17 protein-coding genes and 1 other RNA gene are annotated in these 19,785 nt (G+C 57.5%); 7 read left to right on the top strand and 11 right to left on the bottom strand.

Annotated features, from left to right (window positions below):
• Positions 1 to 104: 104 nt before the first annotated feature.
• From EQV90_RS19615 to EQV90_RS19580, 8 genes are all read right to left on the bottom strand, one after another.
• Complete coding sequence (locus EQV90_RS19615) at positions 105 to 1,310, bottom strand: integrase domain-containing protein (protein WP_240878562.1); 1,206 nt, start codon at positions 1,308 to 1,310, stop codon at positions 105 to 107.
• Between the two features lie 185 nt (positions 1,311 to 1,495).
• Positions 1,496 to 1,887: a transfer-messenger RNA gene (ssrA, locus tag EQV90_RS19610) on the bottom strand.
• A gap of 76 nt (positions 1,888 to 1,963) precedes the next feature.
• Entirely contained in the window at positions 1,964 to 2,263 is a 300-nt protein-coding gene (locus EQV90_RS19605) for a hypothetical protein (protein ID WP_003439557.1), read from the bottom strand.
• Positions 2,264 to 2,493: 230 nt separating this feature from the next.
• A complete protein-coding gene (locus tag EQV90_RS19600) occupies positions 2,494 to 5,298 on the bottom strand; it encodes an FAD-binding and (Fe-S)-binding domain-containing protein (protein ID WP_160626194.1) in 2,805 nt (934 codons plus the stop codon).
• The gene (locus EQV90_RS19595) at positions 5,295 to 5,966 is read right to left on the bottom strand and encodes a lactate utilization protein (protein ID WP_127196824.1); all 672 of its coding nucleotides are present in this window, start codon (positions 5,964 to 5,966) and stop codon (positions 5,295 to 5,297) included. Before EQV90_RS19595 ends, EQV90_RS19600 begins: the two co-directional genes overlap by 4 nt.
• Positions 5,963 to 7,423: a LutB/LldF family L-lactate oxidation iron-sulfur protein gene (locus tag EQV90_RS19590; protein WP_240878561.1), complete on the bottom strand. Its 1,461-nt coding sequence runs from the start codon at positions 7,421 to 7,423 to the stop codon at positions 5,963 to 5,965. Before EQV90_RS19590 ends, EQV90_RS19595 begins: the two co-directional genes overlap by 4 nt.
• Positions 7,420 to 8,244: a (Fe-S)-binding protein gene (locus EQV90_RS19585; protein WP_003439562.1), complete on the bottom strand. Its 825-nt coding sequence runs from the start codon at positions 8,242 to 8,244 to the stop codon at positions 7,420 to 7,422. The genes EQV90_RS19590 and EQV90_RS19585 overlap by 4 nt, the downstream gene beginning before the upstream one ends.
• 139 nt (positions 8,245 to 8,383) lie before the next feature.
• A complete protein-coding gene (locus EQV90_RS19580) occupies positions 8,384 to 10,078 on the bottom strand; it encodes a lactate permease LctP family transporter (RefSeq protein WP_010656956.1) in 1,695 nt (564 codons plus the stop codon).
• Between the two features lie 252 nt (positions 10,079 to 10,330).
• Between EQV90_RS19580 and EQV90_RS19575 the strand changes: the two genes are divergently transcribed.
• Positions 10,331 to 11,098, top strand: coding sequence for a GntR family transcriptional regulator (locus EQV90_RS19575; RefSeq protein ID WP_003439567.1), 768 nt, complete (start codon positions 10,331 to 10,333; stop codon positions 11,096 to 11,098).
• Between the two features lie 60 nt (positions 11,099 to 11,158).
• On the opposite strand, the gene smpB is transcribed toward EQV90_RS19575, so the two are convergent.
• Positions 11,159 to 11,641, bottom strand: a complete 483-nt coding sequence (smpB, locus tag EQV90_RS19570) for an SsrA-binding protein SmpB (protein WP_003439570.1) — start codon at positions 11,639 to 11,641, stop codon at positions 11,159 to 11,161.
• A gap of 140 nt (positions 11,642 to 11,781) precedes the next feature.
• Between smpB and EQV90_RS19565 the strand changes: the two genes are divergently transcribed.
• From EQV90_RS19565 to EQV90_RS19555, 3 genes are read left to right on the top strand one after another with little or no spacing between them, the layout of a single operon-like run.
• Entirely contained in the window at positions 11,782 to 13,185 is a 1,404-nt protein-coding gene (locus EQV90_RS19565) for a sodium-dependent transporter (protein WP_003439573.1), read from the top strand.
• A gap of 7 nt (positions 13,186 to 13,192) precedes the next feature.
• Entirely contained in the window at positions 13,193 to 13,627 is a 435-nt protein-coding gene (locus EQV90_RS19560) for a type II toxin-antitoxin system RatA family toxin (RefSeq protein ID WP_003439577.1), read from the top strand.
• Positions 13,628 to 13,632: 5 nt separating this feature from the next.
• On the top strand, positions 13,633 to 13,938 hold the full coding sequence (locus tag EQV90_RS19555) for an RnfH family protein (protein WP_003439578.1): 306 nt from the start codon (positions 13,633 to 13,635) through the stop codon (positions 13,936 to 13,938).
• Between the two features lie 56 nt (positions 13,939 to 13,994).
• Here the strand turns inward: EQV90_RS19555 and EQV90_RS19550 are convergent, their stop codons facing one another.
• Entirely contained in the window at positions 13,995 to 14,528 is a 534-nt protein-coding gene (locus EQV90_RS19550; RefSeq protein ID WP_010656958.1) for an outer membrane protein assembly factor BamE, read from the bottom strand.
• A 97-nt stretch (positions 14,529 to 14,625) separates the two neighbouring features.
• Here EQV90_RS19550 and fur point away from each other — a divergent pair, with 97 nt between their 5' ends.
• The gene (fur, locus tag EQV90_RS19545; protein ID WP_003439580.1) at positions 14,626 to 15,039 is read left to right on the top strand and encodes a ferric iron uptake transcriptional regulator; all 414 of its coding nucleotides are present in this window, start codon (positions 14,626 to 14,628) and stop codon (positions 15,037 to 15,039) included.
• Between the two features lie 96 nt (positions 15,040 to 15,135).
• On the opposite strand, the gene recN is transcribed toward fur, so the two are convergent.
• Entirely contained in the window at positions 15,136 to 16,818 is a 1,683-nt protein-coding gene (recN, locus tag EQV90_RS19540) for a DNA repair protein RecN (protein ID WP_003439581.1), read from the bottom strand.
• Positions 16,819 to 17,071: 253 nt separating this feature from the next.
• Here recN and grpE point away from each other — a divergent pair, with 253 nt between their 5' ends.
• Together grpE and dnaK are read left to right on the top strand one after the other, a co-directional pair.
• A complete protein-coding gene (grpE, locus tag EQV90_RS19535; RefSeq protein WP_003439582.1) occupies positions 17,072 to 17,638 on the top strand; it encodes a nucleotide exchange factor GrpE in 567 nt (188 codons plus the stop codon).
• Positions 17,639 to 17,738: 100 nt separating this feature from the next.
• On the top strand, positions 17,739 to 19,652 hold the full coding sequence (dnaK, locus tag EQV90_RS19530; RefSeq protein ID WP_003439583.1) for a molecular chaperone DnaK: 1,914 nt from the start codon (positions 17,739 to 17,741) through the stop codon (positions 19,650 to 19,652).
• Positions 19,653 to 19,785 lie beyond the last annotated feature (133 nt).

Here is a 19,785-nt window from a genome sequence, read left to right as displayed (position 1 = left end):
TCTTTTCGGTCACTTGTTTGACCGCCTGGATTTTGAATTCTTCGGGATATCGCTGGTTGCTCATGGCACCTCCTAATGGGCCTCATTTTAAGGCTTGGAGGTGTCTACGAAACTAGGGGCGATTCATCCTGTATGTGATCGCTCCACCAGGCCATCATCGGGCGTCTGCGCTCGATGTAGCCCGCTCGGTTATAGGCGCTGCGAACCTCGTCTTTATCGACGTGGGCAAGCGCTACCTCGATCAGCTCCGGATCCCAGCCGTGTTCGTTGAGGATAGTACTGGCCATGGAGCGCATACCGTGGCTCACCAATCTACCTTCAAATCCCATACGTTTCAGGGCCATGTTTGCCGTCTGACTGTTGCAATGATCCCGTGGGTCTCTGTCAGCTGGGAACACGTATTCTCTGTGGCCGCTGTAGGGCTTTATTGTCTCCAGCAGAGCAAGTGCGTGTTCGGTCAGTGGTATGACGTGCGCACGTCGCTTCTTCATACGTTCCGCTGGGATCGTCCAGGTTTTCTTGTCGAGGTCGATGTCAGCCCAGGATGTCGTAGCGGCTTCTGCAGGGCGGGTCATGGTATGGAGTTGCCATTCGATCAGGCAGCGTGTGGTTCTTTTTATGCTCGCATTGGCGATGGCAACCATCAGCTCTGGCAGCTCTTCGGGACGGAGGGCGGCCATGTTTTGCTTTTTCGGCTTCTTGAAAACGGCCCGGATGCCGCTGAGGGGATTGGCAAAAATCATTCCTGAGTTCACGCCGTAGGTCATGATCTCGTTGAGTCGTTGGGTCAGTCGCTTCACTGTCTCCAGGCTGCCTTTGGTTTCCAAAGGGCGTAGCAGCTCGATGACCATCGGGGCATTGATCTGCGAGACAGGTATTGTTCCCAGCGATGGAAAGACATGCAGCGTGAGCGAGCGCCAGATGTCCTCGGCATAAGCCTGAGTTACGGAATCCTTTTTCAGTTCAAACCAGGCAGACGCCACGTTCTCGAATGTGTGCTCGGTTGCCTGCCTTTTTGTCTGCGCCAGCTCGCTACGTTGTTCTTTCGGGTCGATGCCCTGAGCGAGAAGTTCTCTGGCTTCGACCGTTTTCTTCCTGGCTTGAGCGAGCGAGAGTTCTGGGTAGGTGCCGAGGCCCATATTGATGCGGTTTTTGGTAATCGGCTGCCGGTAGTTGAAGTTCCATAGCGTAGAGCCATTGACCCTCACACGCAGCTGTAGACCGTCTCCATCACTGAGGACGTAGTCCTTGTCTTTCGGCTTTACCGCTTTGAGTTGGCGGTCAGAGAGGCGGGTGGCTTGGGCGCACATGAGGTGTTCCATGACATCAATTGGTATTCCAAAAATTACCACTGAAGGGCTTGGAATACCATCTGGAATACCCGATGTCGTGGATTGTGCCGGACGTCCATGGACGCCGGTAGACCCTAAAGCCTTGATTTTACTAGGTTTCAGGCACAAAAAAAGACGTCCGTGGACGTCTTTAGATGTAAAGTTGGTGGAGCCGGGGGGATTTGAACCCCCGTCCGCCAGTACTCCGCTGTCGGTACTACATGCTTAGCCGTATCTATTAAGTTAACCCTCAGCGACCCGAAGGGCAGGGTGCTTTGGGCGAGTTGTGTAAGTTTTAGCCGATTCGTCCACAACGTACTGCACGGCGATCCTGTTCTATATGACAATCACTTCAGGTTTACAGGCATCCCCTAGTGATTGCTGGACCCGAAGGTACCAGGAGGATGGCTAAGGCAGCTTACGCTGCGAGAGCTTGACCCTCGTAGGTTTCGTCATTGGCAACTATAAGTAGTTGCAACAGTGGATTTACGAGTTCTGTTACCAACTCGGCATGCACCTAGAGTTTCGCAACCGGCGTCGAATCCTAAACGGCCCCGATGCTTGCTGTGTATTACCAGCAAGCTAGCGGAGTGTACGCCTTTGCGGCGCAGAAGGCCAACCCCATCAAGGGCTTACTTGCCGTCATCACCACCTTTGTTGTTATCCTGGATACGCTGGAGCAATTGAGTGGTGGTTGAAATGCAGGCTTTGTCATCGCCGCTCGCCTGTTCTTTCTTGGCCTTTTCGTAACCAGCCTTGATGTCGTCGGCGGTGTTTTCACTTGTCTGGCCAGAAGTAGCCATGGCGTTTTCAATGCTTTGCAGGTTGATGGCGCACAAATCATCCTTTGCAGGAACGGTTTCAGCCGCAAACACCGGAGAGGCCAACATCACAGCGGAAATAAACAGACCAGCAAGAGCGGTACGCTTCATGGGGAAAACTCCTTGTGTACAGGGTAGGCCCGGTGTCTCCGGACTCGGTTATATGCCCCAAACATTGGGGCCTTAAGCCAATTGACTATAGCTGTGCTCAGGAGTTCTGCCTGTATTTGGCCGCCATGGAATGAGTTTTTTTATGCCCAAAAGTGGGGCGTTTTTTTGAGTGTTCGGCAGGGCGTCCGGGGCGAGCCAGCCTGCATGCCGTCGACGTAAAAAGCTCGCTCCTAGAGGGTGGTGGTCACCCGGTCCACCAGATACACCAGCCCGTGGTAATCGATTCCGCCATGTTGGCTCAGGCCGATTTCGCAGGTGCGACTGGTGGATATCCCTTCACTGCAATGCTGCACGGCGTCTTTCAGGGTGCGCAGCGAGTGGGCGTTCAACTCCGGTGTGGTGAAGCCTTTGTCGCCGGCAAATCCGCAGCAATGGATCCCTTCGGGAATCACTACCTGGGTGCTGCACAGCCGTGCAATGTCGATCAGCGCCTGGCTTTCGCCCAGGTGCTGGGTGCTGCAAGTGACATGCACGGCAATCGGCGCGGTCTGCGGGGTGAAGTTCAACTTGTGCACAAGGTGGGTGCGGATAAAACGCACCGGGTCGTACAGGTCCAGGCGCGACTGGTTCAGGTCCTGCACCAGGCGCAAGGTACAAGGGCTGGTGTCGCAGTAGATCGGATCAAGCCCGCCACGGCTGGCATGCAGCAGGGCGCCGATGAGTTCCTGGCGTTTGTGTTCGGCCTGTTCGGCATAGCCTTTGGAGGCAAACGGCTGGCCGCAACACAGGCTGTCCATGTTGTCGGGGAACACTACCTGGTAACCGGCTTTTTCCAGCAGGCCGCGGGTTTTATCCAGAAGCGACATTTGCTCGCTGTCGCCTGCCGCCGGCCCCATCACCCGTGAAACGCACGCGGCCAGATACACCACGCGCGGCCGTGCATCATTGACCGGCGGGCTGAAGCGAATCGGCCGTTCGGGTTGCGGCATGGCGTTGGTCCACAAGGGTACCCGGCCTTTGCTTGCCTTGGTCAGCGCGGCCGAGATTTTGCCCAGCCGCGGCGCACCCAGCAGCATGCGTGCGCCATTGGCGGCGTGCAGCATGAAGCGGGCGCCTTGCAGCGTGGTTGTAAAGTGATTTCCCAGCCAGTCGGCGGTTTTCACGCTGTGGGCGCTGCGGGCCCGGAGTTTTTTCACCAGCTCGCCGGTATTGATACCCACCGGGCAACGCTGTGCGCATAAACCGGTAGCGGCGCAGGTGTCGATGCCCTGGTAGGCGTAAGCTTTTTCCAGTTCTAGGGTGTCGATACCTGCGCGCTTTTTGGCCTGAATGTCGCGCCAGATCACAATCCGCTGGCGCGGGCTGAGGGTCAGGCCTTTTGATGGGCATACCGGCTCGCAGAAGCCGCACTCGATGCATTTATCCACAATCTCGTCAGCGGCGGGCATCGGTTTCAGATGCTTTAGATGGATGTGCGGGTCTTCGCTGAGGACCACGTCAGGGTTGAGAATGCCCTGGGGGTCCAGCAAACGCTTGAGCTGCCACATCAACTGGTAGGCATCGCTGCCCCATTCCAGTTCTACGAAAGGCGCCATGTTGCGCCCGGTGCCGTGCTCGGCTTTGAGCGAGCCGCCAAATTCCACGGCCACCAGTTGCGCCACGTCATCCATAAATGCCTGGTAACGCGCCACTTCTTCGGGGTTGTTGAAACCCTGGGTGAAGACGAAGTGCAGGTTGCCCTCCAGGGCATGGCCAAACAGGATCGCTTCGTCGTAGTGGTGTTTGTCGAACAGCTCGATCAGGCGATTGACGCCGATGGCCAGTTGTTCGACCGGGAAGGTCACGTCTTCGATGATGACCGTGGTCCCGGTTTTGCGCACGGCGCCGACTGCAGGGAAGGTGTCTTTGCGGATCGCCCACAGTTTTGCGTTTTCCACCGGGTCCTCGGTGAAGTCGACTTGTTTCTCGACCGGGAACGCCGCCATCGACGCCATGATTTGCGCCAGTTGTTCGTGCAGTAAGGTCGAGGTTGCGGCACGGGACTCGATCAACAGGGCGCAGGCATTGGCCGACAGCTGTTGTACGAAAGCCGGCATGCCGGGCTTGTCCTGTACCGAGCGCAGGCTGCGACGATCCAGTAGCTCCACGGCGGACACAGGTTGGCTTTTCAGTACGGTGACTGCGTTGCAACAGGTTTCAACGTCGGGGAACACGATCAGCGCCGAGGCTTTATTCGGATGGTCGATTACCGTGTCGTAGGTCACCGAGCTGATGAAGCCCAGCGTGCCTTCGCTGCCCACCAGCAAGTGGCTGAGGATATCCAGCGGGTCATCGAAATCCACCAGGGCGTTGAGCGACAGGCCAGTGGTATTTTTCAGACGGTATTTATGGCGAATTTTGGCAGCCAGTTCGGGATTGGCGCGGGTCTCGCGGGCCAATGTCGCCAGCTGTTCGAGCAATGGAGCATGGCTTTGGCGGAAGTCGGCGACGTTGTTCGCGTCTTCGGTATCGACCCGGGTACCGTCGGCCAGCACCACGCGCAGGCCAGCCAGGGTGTGGTAGGTGTTTTGCGCGGTGCCGCAACACATGCCGCTGGCATTGTTGGCGACGATGCCGCCGATTTTGCAGGCGTTGATCGAGGCCGGGTCGGGGCCGATCTTGCGCCCGAACGGTGCCAGCCAGGCGTTGGCCTGGGCGCCGATAACCCCGGGTTGCAGGCGGATTTGTGTGCCCTGGCCGCGTATTTCCTTGGCGTTCCAGTTATCCCCAAGCACGATCAGCACCGAGTCGCTGATGGCCTGCCCCGACAGGCTGGTGCCGGCGGCGCGAAAAGTCACCGGCACCTGATCGCGACGGGCGAGGCGCAGCAGTTCGACCACTTCGTCTTCGGACTCGACGCGGATCACCAGCTTGGGGATCAGCCGATAGAAGCTGGCGTCAGTGCCAAAGGCCAGGGTGGACAGCGGGTCGCTGAAACGGCGGTCCTGCGCGATCAGTTGTTCGACATCACGCACAAAGGCAGCGGGCAGGCTCATGCATCCTCCAGGATCAACACCACCAGGTCTTTCGGGCCGTGGGCGCCGTAGGCCAGCACTTGCTCGATATCGGCGGTTTTCGACGGGCCGGATACCAATAATGCGTTGGTTGGCATCCCGGCGGCCCAGTTCATCTCTTGCTGCACCTGATAGAAGTTGTCGCGGATTTCGCTGGCCTTGAGCAGGGCGAAATGCACCGGCGGTACCAGGCTCATCAGGCGCGGTTCTTCAGGGGTTGGCCACATGATCAGGCTGCCGGTGGCAGCAATCGCGCCCAGGGTCGTGGTCAGGCTGGCCGGGGTGTCATTGAACAGTTCGGCTTTCCATTCTTCCACCGGACGGTTGTAGGCCTTGAGCGGCGCCAACCCGGGATTTTGCTCCCAGTGCGCCGTCACTTTTTGCCCGTGGGCCGTGGTCGGGGCAATCAGCAGGCTCGGCAGTTGACGGTCGGTGACCAATTGCGCCAACAGAGCGGGCCAGTCCTGTTCGGTGCTGAGGTGGATTTCGGTGTGCACCGCTTCCATCAGTTTGCGCAGCTGAGGGATGCGTTGTTCCGGGGTATAAGTCCAGGGTTGTGTCACCAGCACTTCGTCGAAGTTGTCAGGCACCGGTGTGGTCCCTGTCAGACTGTTACGCAGTTTGTTGAGGATGTTTTGTCTAGCGCTCATCGCGGGTCTCCCGATTTTTTCGCCAGGTGCACGCGTGCCATATCGTGCAGGGAGCGGGCTGCGGGTTTGGGGGCACTGTGGTTTTGCGTCCACGGCCCGACATTGCTCGGCGTGAGCCCGCGCAGGCGGGTGGCAGCCTTGAGGAACACGCGGTAGAGGGTGGGAGAGCTATTGAGTCTGGCCCACATGTTCCAGACCAGGCGCTCTTTGCGCGAGTACTTGCTGCCCTGGCCGCGCATGATTCGGGGCGAAGCATCCGGCGCTTTGACGTTCTCTTCGCGCAGGCGGCGCAGCAGGGCCGGGATCGGAATTTTTACCGGGCACACTTCGCCGCAGGCACCGCACAGCGACGACGCGCTGGGGTGATCCGGAACTTTGGCCAGGCCCACCATGTGCGGCGTGATGATTGCACCAATCGGCCCCGGGTAAACCTCGCCGTAGGCATGGCCGCCGATGCGCGTGTATACCGGGCAGTGGTTCATGCAGGCACCACAGCGGATGCAGTTAAGAGTCTGGCGTAACTCGCTGTCGGCAAATGCCTGGCTGCGGCCATTGTCGAGCAGTACCAGATGCACTTCTTCGGGGCCGTCCAGTTCGCCGGGTTTGCGCGGGCCGGAGATCATATTGACGTAGGTGGTGATCGGCTGGCCGAGGGCCGAGCGGGTCAGCAGTGACAGCAGTGGCACCACATCGCGCAGGTTTTCGACGACTTTTTCGATACCGGTGACGGCGATATGCACCGGTGGCACGGTGGTGGACATGCGGCCATTGCCTTCGTTTTCCACCAGCAACAGAGTGCCGGTTTCGGCGACTGCGAAGTTGACGCCGGACACGCCGATGTCAGCTTCAAAGAATTTCTGGCGCAGCACGCGTCGGCCGATCTGGATCAACTGGTCGACGTCTTTGGTGTAGTCCACACCGAGTTTTTCGTGGAACAAGTCAGCCACTTGCCCGGCATTCTTGTGGATCGCCGGCATGATGATGTGGGACGGCTTCTCGTTGTCGAGTTGAACGATGTACTCGCCCATGTCGGACTCAAGGCATTCAATGCCCTGGGCGCCGAGCACGTGGTTCATCTCCATCTCTTCGCTGACCATCGACTTGCCTTTGATCACTTGCCTGGCTGAGCGCCGGCGAGCAATGGACATCACGATTTCATTGGCCTGGTCGACGGTTTCGGCCCAATGCACCTGCACGCCGTTGCGAGTCAGGTTGGCTTCCAGTTGTTGCAGCAGGTCGGGCAGTTTGGACAAGGCGCGGGCGCGCACGGCATTGCCCAGGGCTCGCAAGTGTTCGCGTTCATGGGCGTCGCTGAAGGACGCCGCACGTTTGGTCATCAAAGAGTCCATGGCACTGCGAAAGTTGTTTCGCAGTTGCGTGTCGGCCAAGGCTTCGTGGGCGCGCTCGCGAAAGTCTTCTTCAATCGCGACGGTGGGGATCAGTGTGCTGGTGCTCATTGCTGGCCTCCGGTGCGCTGCCACAAGAAGCTGGCAAGATGCTGGCCGCGCAGGGCCTGCTTCTGTTTTTCCAGCGAGCCATTGATATTCATCAGGCAGCCGCAGTCGGCAGTCAGTACCTGATGGGCGCCGGTTTCAATCAAGGAGCGGGTCTTGTCGGCGACCATGGCCCCGGAAATATCCGGCATGCGTACGCTGAATGTCCCACCAAAACCGCAGCATTCACTTTCGTGGCTGTGGTCGATACGTTCGACATTACTCAGTTGCGCGAGCATTTCGCGGCCATGCAGGTGGGTGTTCATTTCGCGCCGTGCGGAGCATGAGGTGTGCAGCGCTACTTTGACCGGAGCACCGCTGTCCTTGAATTGCACCTTGCACACAAACAGCAGGAATTCGGTGAGTTCGAAGGTGCGTTCGGCCAGGGCGTGGACCTTGAGCAGGGTTTCGGGTTCGTCCTTGAACAGGTCTTCGTAGTGCTCGCGCAGCATCCCGGCGCAAGAGCCGGACGGCACGACCACGGGATAGTCTTCGGCGAACAATGCCAACTGCGATCGTGCGACTTCGCGGGCCTGATCGGTGTAGCCGGAGGTATAGGCCGGTTGTCCGCAGCAGCTTTGGCCCTGGGGGTAGTCGACTGCGATACCTTCGCGTTCGATCAGGTGAATGGCGTCCATTCCGGCTTCGGGGAAGAACAGGTCCACTACGCAGGTGCCAAACAGATAGACCTTGCGTGGCTTGTGCGAGGGGTATTGACGAGGTGTCGGGAGGGGCGGGGCGACGCGGGTCGCATTCGGCACGGCGTTGTAAAAAAGCTCGCTCATCAGGCGTCTCCGGGTGGTCCCGGTTATGTGTCCGCGTCAGCAGCTGAAACCGTCTTCAGCCGCCAGGCAGACCGGGTTTGGAATGAATGACGCCGGCGTGCAGGCCGGCGCCTTTTATCGTGCAGTAACCATAGTCTTATTAGTGCACCAGCATGCCGGTGAACCAGTAGGCCTGCGCCAGTGTGATCAGGCCAACGATGGTGGCGAAGAACAGGCTGTGCTTGAGGGTGAAGCGGAACAGGTCTGACTCTTTGCCTACCAGGCCGGTGGCCGCACAGGCTACGGCGATTGATTGCGGGGAAATCATTTTGCCGGTCACGCCGCCGCTGGTATTGGCCGCAACCATCAACACGTCGCTGACGCCGATCTGGTGCGCGGTGGTGGCTTGCAGCGAGCTGAACAGCGCGTTCGAGGAGGTGTCGGAACCGGTCAGGAATACGCCCAGCCAGCCGAGGAACGGCGAGAAGAACGGGAACGCCGCGCCAGTCCCGGCCAGCACCAGAGCCATGGTGGAAGACATGCCCGAGTAGTTGGTGACGAAGGCAAAGGCCAGCACCATGCCGATGGACAGGATCGGCCAGCGCAGTTCGTAGAGGGTCTCTTTGAAAGTGGTAAGACCAGTCTTGATGTCAATTTTCAGGATCAGCATCGAGATCAATGCAGAGAAGAAAATCGCTGTGCCGGTTGCTGAAATCGGGTCCAGTTTGAACACGGCAGCAATGGCGGTCGGTGCGTTTACGATGGGTGCGGTTTTGATCACTAGTTGATCAAGGTGCGGAATGGCGAAGTTGAACACCCAGCCATACATCTCGCCGCCCGGGGAGAACAGGGCCTTGAACGGTTTGAGGGTCCAGATGGTGACCAGAACGGTGAGGATCAGGAACGGCGACCAGGCTTTGAGAATCTGCATCAGGCTGTAAGGCGAAGCCATGAGGTTGCTCGGTTTGCCGAAACCTCCTGCGCTGGCTGTCACGATTACGTCAGAGGAAACGCCTGCTATCTGTGCGCCTGCAGTCCGTTTTGGCTGCCAGACTTTCAGGAACAAGGTCAGGCTGACCAGGCTGGCGAGGGCCGAGGTAATGTCCGGCAGCTCAGGGCCAATGAAGTTCGAGGTGAAGTACTGGGTGACGGCGAAGCTCAAGCCGGCCACCAGGGCTGCCGGCCAGGTTTCACGTACGCCGCGCAGGCCGTCCATCATGAATACCAGCCAGAAGGGTACGAACAGCGACAGCAATGGCAACTGACGGCCAGCCATGGCGCCGATCTTGAACGAGTCGATGCCCGTCACCTGGCCCGCCACGATGATCGGAATGCCCAGTGCGCCGAACGCTACGGGGGCGGTGTTGGCAATCAGGCACAGGCCCGCCGCGTACAGCGGGTTGAAGCCCAGGCCTACGAGCAGTGCGGCAGTAATGGCTACCGGCGCGCCGAAACCGGCTGCACCTTCGAGGAAGGCACCGAAGCAGAAGCCAATCAGCAGCACTTGCAGGCGCTGGTCATCGGTGATCGACAGTACCGAACTGCGGATGATTTCGAACTGACCACTTTTAACCGTCAGTTTGTAGAGGAACACCGCGGCAACGATGATCCAGGCAATTGGCCAGAGGCCATAGGCAAATCCATAGCCGGCAGCTGCGAAGGCCATGTCGACAGGCATCTGGAAGGCAAAGATGGCCACCACAATGGACAGGGCAAGGGTAATGCTCCCGGCGACGTGTCCTTTGAGACGGAACACGGCCAGAGCCAGGAAGAAAAACACGATCGGAATGACAGCCGCGAGAGCGGACAGGCCGAGGCTGCCGAGCGGGCTATAGAGCTGTTGCCAGGTTTGCATATGGGGTGGCCCCTAATTGTTATTGGTCGAGCGTGCTTGGATAATTGGTATTACCAATTTACAACCGCTACCGGCTAGGGTAAAAGCCTTATGCGGTATGTGTCAATTTGCCGCTCTTAAATCTTTTGTCGGGATGTTCGTGTTCAGTGCATCTGATGGGGGCCGGAGCGGCGCTTCTGATGAGTGTGCGGATTGCGCCAATCGGCGAGAATAGCGGCCCCCGGCGCTCGGTCGGGAGGGTGGAGAGCAGTTATGGGGTTTGATCAAATTCGTCAGCGCCGTTTGTCGGACGATATTGTCGAGCAGCTTGAGGGCATGATCCTTGAGGGAACGTTGAAGTCAGGCGAGCGCTTGCCGGCTGAGCGTGCGCTGGCGGAGCAGTTTGGTGTGTCGCGCCCGTCGTTGCGCGAGGCCATTCAAAAGCTGTCGGCCAAAGGTTTGCTGGTCAGTCGCCAGGGCGGCGGCAATTATGTGGCGACTGCGCTGGGTTCGACCTTTAGTGATCCGTTGTTGCAATTGCTGGAGAGCAATCCCGAAGCGCAGCGCGATTTACTGGAGTTTCGCCATACCCTTGAGGCTTCATGTGCCTTTTACGCGGCATCGCGCGCCACCGAGATGGATCGCGAGCGTCTGCGCCTGGCCTTTGAGCAGTTGCAGGATTGTTATGCACGGGTCGATGAGGTGAGCCGCGCCGAGGAGGGCGAGGCGGATGCCAACTTCCATCTGGCTATCGCCGAAGCCAGTCATAACGCAGTGTTGCTGCACACCATTCGGGGCTTGTTCGACCTGCTCAAGCGCAACGTGGTGACCAACATCGGGGGTATGTACAAGCAGCGCAGTGAAACGCGCGACATGCTGATCAGTCAGCATCGCGAGTTGTATCTGGCGATTATCGAGGGGCGTGCAGAGGATGCCCGGGAAGTGGCGAGCCGGCACCTGGTGTACGTGCAGGAAGTGCTGGAAGAAGTGCGTCAGGAAGTTCAGCGCATGGCGCGGGCTGAGCGGCGTAACGGGTTGTAAGGGGCCAAACCTGCAGGGGCGAGGCAAGCTCGCTCCTGCAGATGATAGGGGCAGGGAGGTTTAGTCTTCCTTGCCCTTGTTGCGCACTGCACGCTGCAGCTCGCGATCGGAGTCGCGCTCACGCTCGGTATGACGCTTGTCGTATTCCTTCTTGCCTTTACCCAGGGCAATTTCGCACTTGATCAAGTGCTTGCTCCAGTAAAGCGAGAGGCAGACGCAGGCGTAACCCTTCTGCTGCACCGCGGCAAACAGCTTTTCCAGCTCGCGCTGGTTAAGCAGCAGTTTGCGGCTGCGCGTCGGGTCGGCAATAACGTGGGTGCTGGCTGTCGTCAGGGGGGCAATATGGCTGCCAAGCAGCCAGGCTTCACCGTCCTTGAGTAGCACATAGCTGTCGACCAGCTGTGCCTTGCCTGCACGCAGACTTTTTACTTCCCAGCCGGCCAGGACCAGACCAGCCTCGAACCGATGTTCGATGAAGTAATCGTGTCGCGCTTTTTTATTCTGCGCGATGGTCCCTGTGGGGTGTTTCTTCTGTTTAGCCATAGGGCCGGCATTATAGGCAGTTGCTAGCGTGTCGGCTACGGCCAACCTGCGAGTTTGTGCGTGCAGGACTGCGTGCTTGAGCGCGTAGGGTGATTCCCGGACAATGCGCCCTCTTTTTTTAGTGGTTGGGCGTAGTAACGATGTCGACAGACAAGGTTTCTGTCCACGGCAGTTGGGCAAGCCGTTGGGTCTTTATTTTCGCTGCGACCGGTTCTGCCGTGGGTCTGGGCAGTATCTGGAAATTCCCTTACATGGTGGGCGTCTACGGTGGCGGTGCTTTTGTATTGGTGTTTCTGGCCTGTATCGCGCTGATTGGTGTGCCGGTGATGCTGGCTGAAACCCTGATCGGTCGGCGGGCGCGACTGAGTCCGGCAAATGCCTTGAAGGTATTGGCGGTGGAGGCCGGGCATTCCGGGCGTTGGTCCTGGGGGGCTTTTGCCGGGATGATCACGGCACTGCTGATCCTGTCTTTTTATAGTGTGGTCGGCGGCTGGTCGCTGGATTACATCATCAATATGGGCAAGGGCGACTTTCAGGGCGCGACGGCTGATCAGGTGGGTGCTTACTTCGGTGGCGTGATAGCCGACCCATGGCGCCTTACGTTCTGGCATACAGCGTTCATGCTTCTGTCAGCGTTTGTGATCGCCAGGGGTGTGGTAGCGGGTCTTGAGCGCAGTTTGCGGATCATGATGCCTATTCTGTTTGTACTGTTGCTGGTGCTGCTGGGTTACAGCATGACCACGGGGCACTTCATGGAGGGCGTGCATTTCATGTTCGACTTCAACCCCGACCGGGTGCTCGACGGCTTGCTGGCGGCGATGGGACATGCGTTCTTTTCGCTCAGTGTGGGCGTGGGTTCTATCATGATCTACGGTGCATATATGCCGAAAAACGCATCGATTTCCGGGACGGTTGTCGGTGTGGCGCTGATCGATACCTTTGTCTCATTGCTGGCCGGACTGGCATTGTTTCCAATTGTATTCGCTTCGGGTTTGAACCCGAGCGAAGGCCCAGGGCTGATGTTTGTGACCTTGCCGTTTGCCTTTGGCAACGTAGCGTTCGGTCAGTTGATGGGGGTGGTGTTCTTTGTTCTGGTGGCCGTTGCAGCCTGGAGTTCGGCTATCTCACTGCTGGAGCCGATGGTGGCTTACCTCGTTGAGCGGACCCGGGTCAGGCGCCTTTGGGTCACGTTCTGGCTGGCCTTTACCTGCTGGTTCGTCGGTCTGGGTACGGTGTTTTCGTTCAATATCTGGAAGCAGGCCAAGTTTTTCGTGAGCGAAGAATCAGGTTTTCACCTGTACCAATGGGGGGCTGCCAGCGGTCTGGACTTCTTTGGTGTCGTTGATTTCTTCACCTCGCGTATCATGCTGCCTTTAGGCGGGCTGTGCTTTGTGGTCTTTGCAGGCTGGATCATGGGGCGTGGCGCGGTACGCGACGAGTTGTCGATGCGCAGCCCGGCGATGTTCACCCTGACTCTTTTCTTGATGCGCTATGTGGCGCCACTCGGCATTCTGATTGTGTTTGCCGCCCAGCTGTGGAAGTAACGCTGACATGACTACCCATATCCAACGCTCCGCCTTGCTGCCTTATCCGGCGCAGGCTCTTTATGACCTGGTTAACGATGTTGCGAGTTATCCGGAGTTCTTGCCGTGGTGTTCATCGGCCGAAATTCTTGAAAGCACCGAGGTGCTGATGCGCGCCAGCCTGGGTGTGGCCAAGGGCGGTTTGAGCCAGCACTTTGTGACGCGTAACACGCTGGTGCCGGGGCAATCCATTGAGATGAATCTGGAAGAGGGGCCATTCACCAAGTTGCACGGCCTCTGGGTGTTCAAGCCATTGGGCGAGAAAGCCTGCAAGATCAGTCTGGATATGACGTTTGATTACGCCGGGGCGATTGTGAAGGCGACCTTGGGGCCGTTGTTCAATCAGGCCGCCAATACGCTGGTAGATGCGTTTTGCCAGCGCGCCAAGCAGTTGTATGGCTGACTCTGATGATTGATGTTGAGGTTGTCTACGCGGCTGTCGATCGTCAGCGCTTGCTGGTTTTGGCGGTGCCGCAAGGCACTACTGTACGGGCGGCGGTGCTGGCGTCGGGTATGGATAGCGAGTTTGCGGAGCTGGATCTGCTGAATTGCCCTGTGGGGATTTTCGGCAAGCAGGTCGCAGCGCCAGACAGCCATGTATTGCAGGCCGGTGATCGGGTTGAAATTTATCGTCCTTTGCTGGCCGACCCTAAAGAAATCCGGCGTCAGCGTGCAGCCAAAGCGGCTGAAGCCAAGCGCCTGAGCCAGCTGTAAGCACTTTAGACAGACAACAAAAAGCCCGGCATGCCGGGCTTTTTTGTGCCGAACCTTTATTGTTCGGTTGTATCCAGAGGCGCTGGAGTCGGTACAGGTACCGCTTTGACTCCATCGACGTCTTTCTGGATCTGATCGAGCAGCGAGCCAGGTTTAGGTGGCTCATCGCTATTCTCGCTCGGGGCAGTCTCAGGCACTGGCGGGGTGGTTTCACCCGGGGCAGTGTCTTTGCCGAGAATTGCCTCGTCGCGGCTCACGCCAGGCTTGAAATCGCCTGACAAGCTGATGAGCTGGTCGTTTTCGTTGAAGAACACGCTCACGCGTTCTTGTTGGCGTTCACCGCCACCGGGTTGCAGGCTATACAAATAATCCCAACGATCCGGATGGAATGTATCGGTCAGCAGGGCGTTGCCCATGATAAACCGCACTTGCCGGCGGGTCATTCCCGGGCGTAACTGGTTTATCATGTCCTGCGTGACGACATTGCCCTGCTGGATGTCGATTTTGTAAACCCCGGGGAATGAACAACCGGCGAGTGCGAGCAGTCCCACAAAGGTGAAACTGGTTAGCAAGAGCTTGGTGTTTTGCATCGGTGGGCGACTTCCACTATCTTGGCTGGGACAACGTAAACGCCGATCATACCCGTATTAAGAGAAGCTGCGAAGCGCTTCCGCGAGAAAGCTAACCATGGTTGAAAATAGCGAACTACGTAAGGCCGGACTTAAGGTGACTCTGCCACGAGTCAAGATTCTACAAATGCTTGACTCTGCCGAGCAGCGTCACATGAGTGCCGAGGATGTTTACAAGGCATTGATGCAAGCTGGCGAAGACGTCGGTCTGGCCACGGTCTACCGTGTACTGACGCAGTTTGAGTCCGCAGGGCTGGTGATTCGCCATAATTTTGATGGCGGTCATGCGGTCTTTGAATTGGCCGATGCCGACGGCGGACACCACGACCACATGGTCAACGTGGACAGTGGTGAAGTGATCGAGTTTTTCGACGAAGACATCGAAAAACTGCAACATGCCATCGCCGCCAAACATGGCGTCGAGCTGGTAGATCACAATCTGGTGCTGTACGTACGCAAGAAAACTAAATAAGCATGTCGCGCGAACCCCGGTTCGCGAAACCAACGAAGGCGACCCCAGGGTCGCCTTCGTGCTGTCTGAATCTTGGTATTTGTTGACCGTTCGTCGTTAAGCTGCCAGGTTTTTTGCTGTGACCACCATTTTCTTGGCGTGAGCCAATGATTCTTTGGTCAGATCGATACCGCCGAGCATGCGCGCGACTTCTTCTACTCGCTCTTTTTGACTGAGTTTGGACACGGCGGTGCGTGTGGTTTCGCTCTCGCGAACCTTGTGTACGAAAAGGTGCTGGTGGCATTGCGCTGCCACTTGCGGCAGGTGGGTGACCGTCAGCACCTGGCCGCGCTCGCCAAGCCTGCGCAGCAACTGGCCAACGATTTCAGCAGTTGGACCGCCGATGCCCACGTCGACTTCGTCGAATACCAGGGTGGGTACGCGTGAGGTTTGTGCGGTGATGACCTGGATGGCCAGGCTGATGCGTGACAGTTCGCCGCCAGAGGCCACCTTGGCCAGGGCTTTAAGAGGCTGGCCGGGGTTGGCGCTGACCAGCAGTTCAACTTGCTCCAGACCGTGGGGCATCGGGTCGGTGCTGTTTTGTGGGCGTAACTCGATGACGAAGCGGCCGCCAGGCATGCCCAGGCGCTGGATTTCTTCTTCTACTGCACTGCTCAGCTGTGTTGCCGCATGGGCACGCAAACCGCTGAGTTCGCGTGCGCACTCCTGATAGTGGCGGGTGTACGCGGTCAGTTCATTGTTCAGGCGTTCAATGGACTCATCGTTGGCGTTGAGGGTTTCGATCTCTTCCAGTAGCCGTTGCTGCAGGGCGGCAACGTCATTTGGCTGGACGCGGTGTTTGCGTGCCAGGGTGTAGATGGTGTCCAGTCGCTCTTCGAGGTACTGCAGGCGGCCCGGGTCAGCATCAAAATGATCGAGGAAACGGTTAAGTTCGCCCACGGCCTCTTCGACTTGAATTTGTGCGCTGGCCAGCAGGTCGGTTGCTTCGCTCAGCGAGCCGGAGTTGTTGTTGATGCTCGACAGGCGATTCAGGCTCACGGTCAGCGCGTTGAGTACGTTGCCGGAATCGTTTTCGCTGCACTGTTCAACCACCTGACGGCAGATAGTCAGCAGGGTTTCGGCGTTGGTCAGGTTCTTGTGTTCCTGCTCCAGCTCTTCCAGTTCGTTTTCGCCCAGCGAGAGGGTTTCGAGTTCTTCGAGCTGGTAGCTCAGCAGTTGGTGGCGTGCGCGCTGCTCGTCACCCGAGTTGGACAGGTGCTCGAGTTCCTGGCGGGTCTGGCGCCAGCGTTGTGCTGCCAGATGGACCTGGCGGGCCAGATCGGTGGCACCCGCATACTCGTCCAGCAAGCGGCGATGGGTGTCGGGTTTGAGCAGCGACTGGTGTTCGTGCTGGCTGTGGATATCGATCAACAACTCGCCCAGGGCTTTCAGGTCGCCTTGAGGGCAGGGTGTGCCATTGATGTAGCCGCGTGAGCGTCCTTCGGCCGTGATCACTCGGCGCAGGATGCACGGGCCTTCAGCCTCGAGATCGCGTGCGGCAAGCCATGCCCGGGCTTCGGGGATATCCTGCAGGTCGAAGGTGGCCAGGATGTCTGCCTTTTCGGCCCCGGGGCGAACTACGCCACTGTCGGCGCGGTCACCCAGGGTAAGGCCGAGCGCATCGAGCATGATCGATTTACCGGCACCGGTCTCGCCAGTGATTACACTCATCCCGCGATCCAGTTCAAGATCGAGATGTTCAACGATGGCGTAGTTATGTACGGACAGGTGCACCAGCATAGGAGCTGCTCCAAAACGTAATGTCTGGTTATTTATACAGTGTTTTGTTTCGTGCTGACAATGCCTTCGTTTAGTTCGATTTGCTTGGTCGTTTTGCTTTTTTAGGTCGTTTCGATTGTCCAGCCGGGGCTTTTGCTCGAGGGGAAAGACCACACTTACTGCTTTTTGGCTCTTGAACCTGAAAATTGCGACCCCATATACCTTGGCAGAAGCGCGAGTCGAGCTCGCGGACAAAGTTTGAAAGGAGAAATCTATGGCAGACGAACAGACTATGGATACGCAGAATCAAGACGCTAATCAGGCTGCTGATGCAGGAAGCGAAGATCTGGTATCCCGCGTGCAAGTGCTTGAAGAGCAGCTGGCGGCCGCTAATGATCAGGCTTTGCGCGTAGCTGCCGATCTACAGAACGTTCGCCGCCGTGCAGAACAGGACGTTGAAAAAGCACACAAATTTGCACTGGAAAAATTTGCTGGCGACCTGTTGCCGGTAATCGACAGTCTGGAACGCGGCCTTGAGCTGTCGAACCCGGACGACGAAAGCATTCGTCCAATGCGTGAAGGGATCGAGCTGACCCTGAAAATGTTCCAGGACACCCTGAAGCGTTATCACCTGGAAGCTATCGATCCACACGGCGAGCCCTTCAATGCCGAGCATCACCAGGCGATGGCAATGCAGGAAAGCGCTGACCTGGAGCCAAACAGTGTGCTCAAGGTGTTTCAAAAAGGTTATCAGCTCAATGGTCGCTTGCTGCGCCCGGCTATGGTCGTAGTCAGCAAGGCTCCAGCGCCGGTTTCGCCATCGATTGACGAGCAGGCTTGAAATCGGCCGCAAGGCCCCCATTTAGAAGTCAAGCGTTAAGTAATGCCGCAGTTGGTCATTACTGCTGCGGCAAAAAAATTCAAATTTAGGGAGAGTTAACATGGGCAGAATTATCGGTATTGACCTCGGGACCACCAACTCGTGTGTTTCGGTTCTGGAAAACGGTAAAGCAAAAGTTATCGAAAACGCTGAAGGCGCGCGTACCACGCCGTCGATCGTTGCGTATGCCAACGATGGCGAAATTCTGGTTGGCCAGTCGGCCAAGCGTCAGGCAGTGACCAATCCGCATAACACCCTGTACGCGGTGAAGCGTCTGATCGGTCGTCGTTTTGACGAAGAAGTTGTGCAGAAAGACATTCAGATGGTTCCGTACAAGATCGCCAAGGCTGACAACGGCGACGCTTGGGTTGAAGTGAACGGCCAGAAAATGGCTCCGCCACAAATCTCGGCTGAAATTCTGAAGAAAATGAAGAAAACCGCCGAAGACTACCTCGGCGAGCCAGTGACTGAAGCGGTTATCACCGTTCCGGCCTACTTCAACGACAGCCAGCGTCAGGCGACCAAAGACGCCGGCCGTATCGCGGGTCTGGACGTAAAACGCATCATCAACGAACCAACCGCTGCTGCTCTGGCTTACGGTATGGACAAAGCGAAAGGCGACCACACTGTCATCGTTTATGACCTGGGTGGCGGTACTTTCGACGTGTCGGTAATTGAAATTGCCGAAGTGGATGGCGAGCACCAGTTTGAAGTGCTGGCGACCAACGGTGACACGTTCCTGGGTGGTGAAGACTTTGACATCCGTCTGATCGACTACCTGGTTGACGAGTTCAAGAAAGAAAGCGGCATGAACCTCAAAGGTGACCCGCTGGCGATGCAGCGTCTGAAAGAAGCTGCTGAAAAAGCCAAGATCGAACTGTCTTCGAGCCAGTCGACCGACGTGAATCTGCCGTACATCACTGCAGATGCCACCGGTCCTAAGCACTTGAACGTGAAGATTTCCCGCGCCAAGCTGGAATCGCTGGTTGAAGACCTGGTTCAGCGCACCATCGAGCCTTGCCGCACTGCACTGAAAGACGCCGGTATCGACGTTGGCGCGATCAACGACGTGATCCTGGTCGGTGGTCAGACTCGCATGCCGCTGGTACAGAAGCTGGTAACCGAGTTCTTCGGCAAGGAAGCACGTAAAGACGTGAACCCGGACGAAGCTGTTGCAATGGGTGCTGCTATCCAGGGCGCAGTATTGGCCGGTGATGTGAAAGACGTTCTGTTGCTGGACGTGAGCCCGCTGACTTTGGGTATCGAAACCATGGGTGGCGTAATGACTGCCCTGATCGAGAAAAACACCACGATTCCTACCAAGAAATCGCAAGTGTTCTCGACTGCTGACGATAACCAGGGCGCAGTGACCATTCACGTGCTGCAAGGCGAGCGCAAGCAAGCCGCTCAGAACAAGTCGTTGGGCAAGTTCGACCTGGCTGACATTCCACCAGCTCCACGTGGCGTGCCTCAGATCGAAGTGACCTTCGACATCGATGCCAACGGCATCCTGCACGTAAGTGCAAAAGACAAGGCGACTGGCAAGTCTCAGTCCATCGTGATCAAGGCTAACTCGGGTCTGTCCGAGGAAGAAATTGCTCAGATGGTTCGTGACGCTGAAGTCAACGCTGAAGAAGACCGCAAGTTCGAAGAGCTGGCAGCTGCACGTAACCAGGGCGACGCACTGGTTCACTCGACTCGTAAAATGATCGCTGATGCTGGCGATAAAGTGACCGCAGAAGAGAAAGTTGCAATCGAAGCTGCAGTAGTTGCACTTGAAGCCGCTGTTAAAGGCGATGACAAGGCTGCTATCGAAGCCAAGGTTGAAGAGCTGTCCAAGGTGTCTGCTCCGGTCGCACAGAAAATGTACGCCGAGCAAGCGAACCCGGCAGACGCAGCGGCCAAGCCTGCTGAAGAAGCCAAGGCTGACGACGTTGTCGACGCCGAGTTCGAAGAAGTAAAAGACAACAAGTAATTAGCTTGTTGGTCGGCCGGTTGACCGTGCATTAGCGGTGACTGGTAGGATGTCGCCGCGCGGGAGCTTGCTCCCGCGTTGGCGTGTCTGGAGTAGAGGAATTTTTACAGCATGCGACATGGTCGAATGCTTG

Source organism: Pseudomonas sp. TMW22089 (assembly GCF_022496645.1).
Lineage (GTDB): Bacteria > Pseudomonadota > Gammaproteobacteria > Pseudomonadales > Pseudomonadaceae > Aquipseudomonas > Aquipseudomonas paraversuta.
The sequence above is the reverse complement of the archived record's forward strand: the minus strand, read 5'-3'. Positions and strand labels throughout refer to the sequence as shown.

Bases quoted from the DNA above. Each gene is read 5' to 3' on its own strand.
- EQV90_RS19595 (WP_127196824.1), bottom strand. From the start codon at position 5,966: ATGAGCGCTAGACAAAACATCCTCAACAAACTGCGTAACAGTCTGACA.
- EQV90_RS19585 (WP_003439562.1), bottom strand. From the start codon at position 8,244: ATGAGCGAGCTTTTTTACAACGCCGTGCCGAATGCGACCCGCGTCGCC.
- EQV90_RS19565 (WP_003439573.1), top strand. From the start codon at position 11,782: ATGTCGACAGACAAGGTTTCTGTCCACGGCAGTTGGGCAAGCCGTTGG.
- EQV90_RS19605 (WP_003439557.1), bottom strand. From the start codon at position 2,263: ATGAAGCGTACCGCTCTTGCTGGTCTGTTTATTTCCGCTGTGATGTTG.
- EQV90_RS19550 (WP_010656958.1), bottom strand. From the start codon at position 14,528: ATGCAAAACACCAAGCTCTTGCTAACCAGTTTCACCTTTGTGGGACTG.
- smpB (WP_003439570.1), bottom strand. From the start codon at position 11,641: ATGGCTAAACAGAAGAAACACCCCACAGGGACCATCGCGCAGAATAAA.
- EQV90_RS19575 (WP_003439567.1), top strand. From the start codon at position 10,331: ATGGGGTTTGATCAAATTCGTCAGCGCCGTTTGTCGGACGATATTGTC.
- dnaK (WP_003439583.1), top strand. From the start codon at position 17,739: ATGGGCAGAATTATCGGTATTGACCTCGGGACCACCAACTCGTGTGTT.
- EQV90_RS19580 (WP_010656956.1), bottom strand. From the start codon at position 10,078: ATGCAAACCTGGCAACAGCTCTATAGCCCGCTCGGCAGCCTCGGCCTG.
- EQV90_RS19560 (WP_003439577.1), top strand. From the start codon at position 13,193: ATGACTACCCATATCCAACGCTCCGCCTTGCTGCCTTATCCGGCGCAG.
- EQV90_RS19555 (WP_003439578.1), top strand. From the start codon at position 13,633: ATGATTGATGTTGAGGTTGTCTACGCGGCTGTCGATCGTCAGCGCTTG.
- EQV90_RS19600 (WP_160626194.1), bottom strand. From the start codon at position 5,298: ATGAGCCTGCCCGCTGCCTTTGTGCGTGATGTCGAACAACTGATCGCG.
- grpE (WP_003439582.1), top strand. From the start codon at position 17,072: ATGGCAGACGAACAGACTATGGATACGCAGAATCAAGACGCTAATCAG.
- fur (WP_003439580.1), top strand. From the start codon at position 14,626: ATGGTTGAAAATAGCGAACTACGTAAGGCCGGACTTAAGGTGACTCTG.
- recN (WP_003439581.1), bottom strand. From the start codon at position 16,818: ATGCTGGTGCACCTGTCCGTACATAACTACGCCATCGTTGAACATCTC.
- EQV90_RS19590 (WP_240878561.1), bottom strand. From the start codon at position 7,423: ATGAGCACCAGCACACTGATCCCCACCGTCGCGATTGAAGAAGACTTT.
- EQV90_RS19615 (WP_240878562.1), bottom strand. From the start codon at position 1,310: ATGTGCGCCCAAGCCACCCGCCTCTCTGACCGCCAACTCAAAGCGGTA.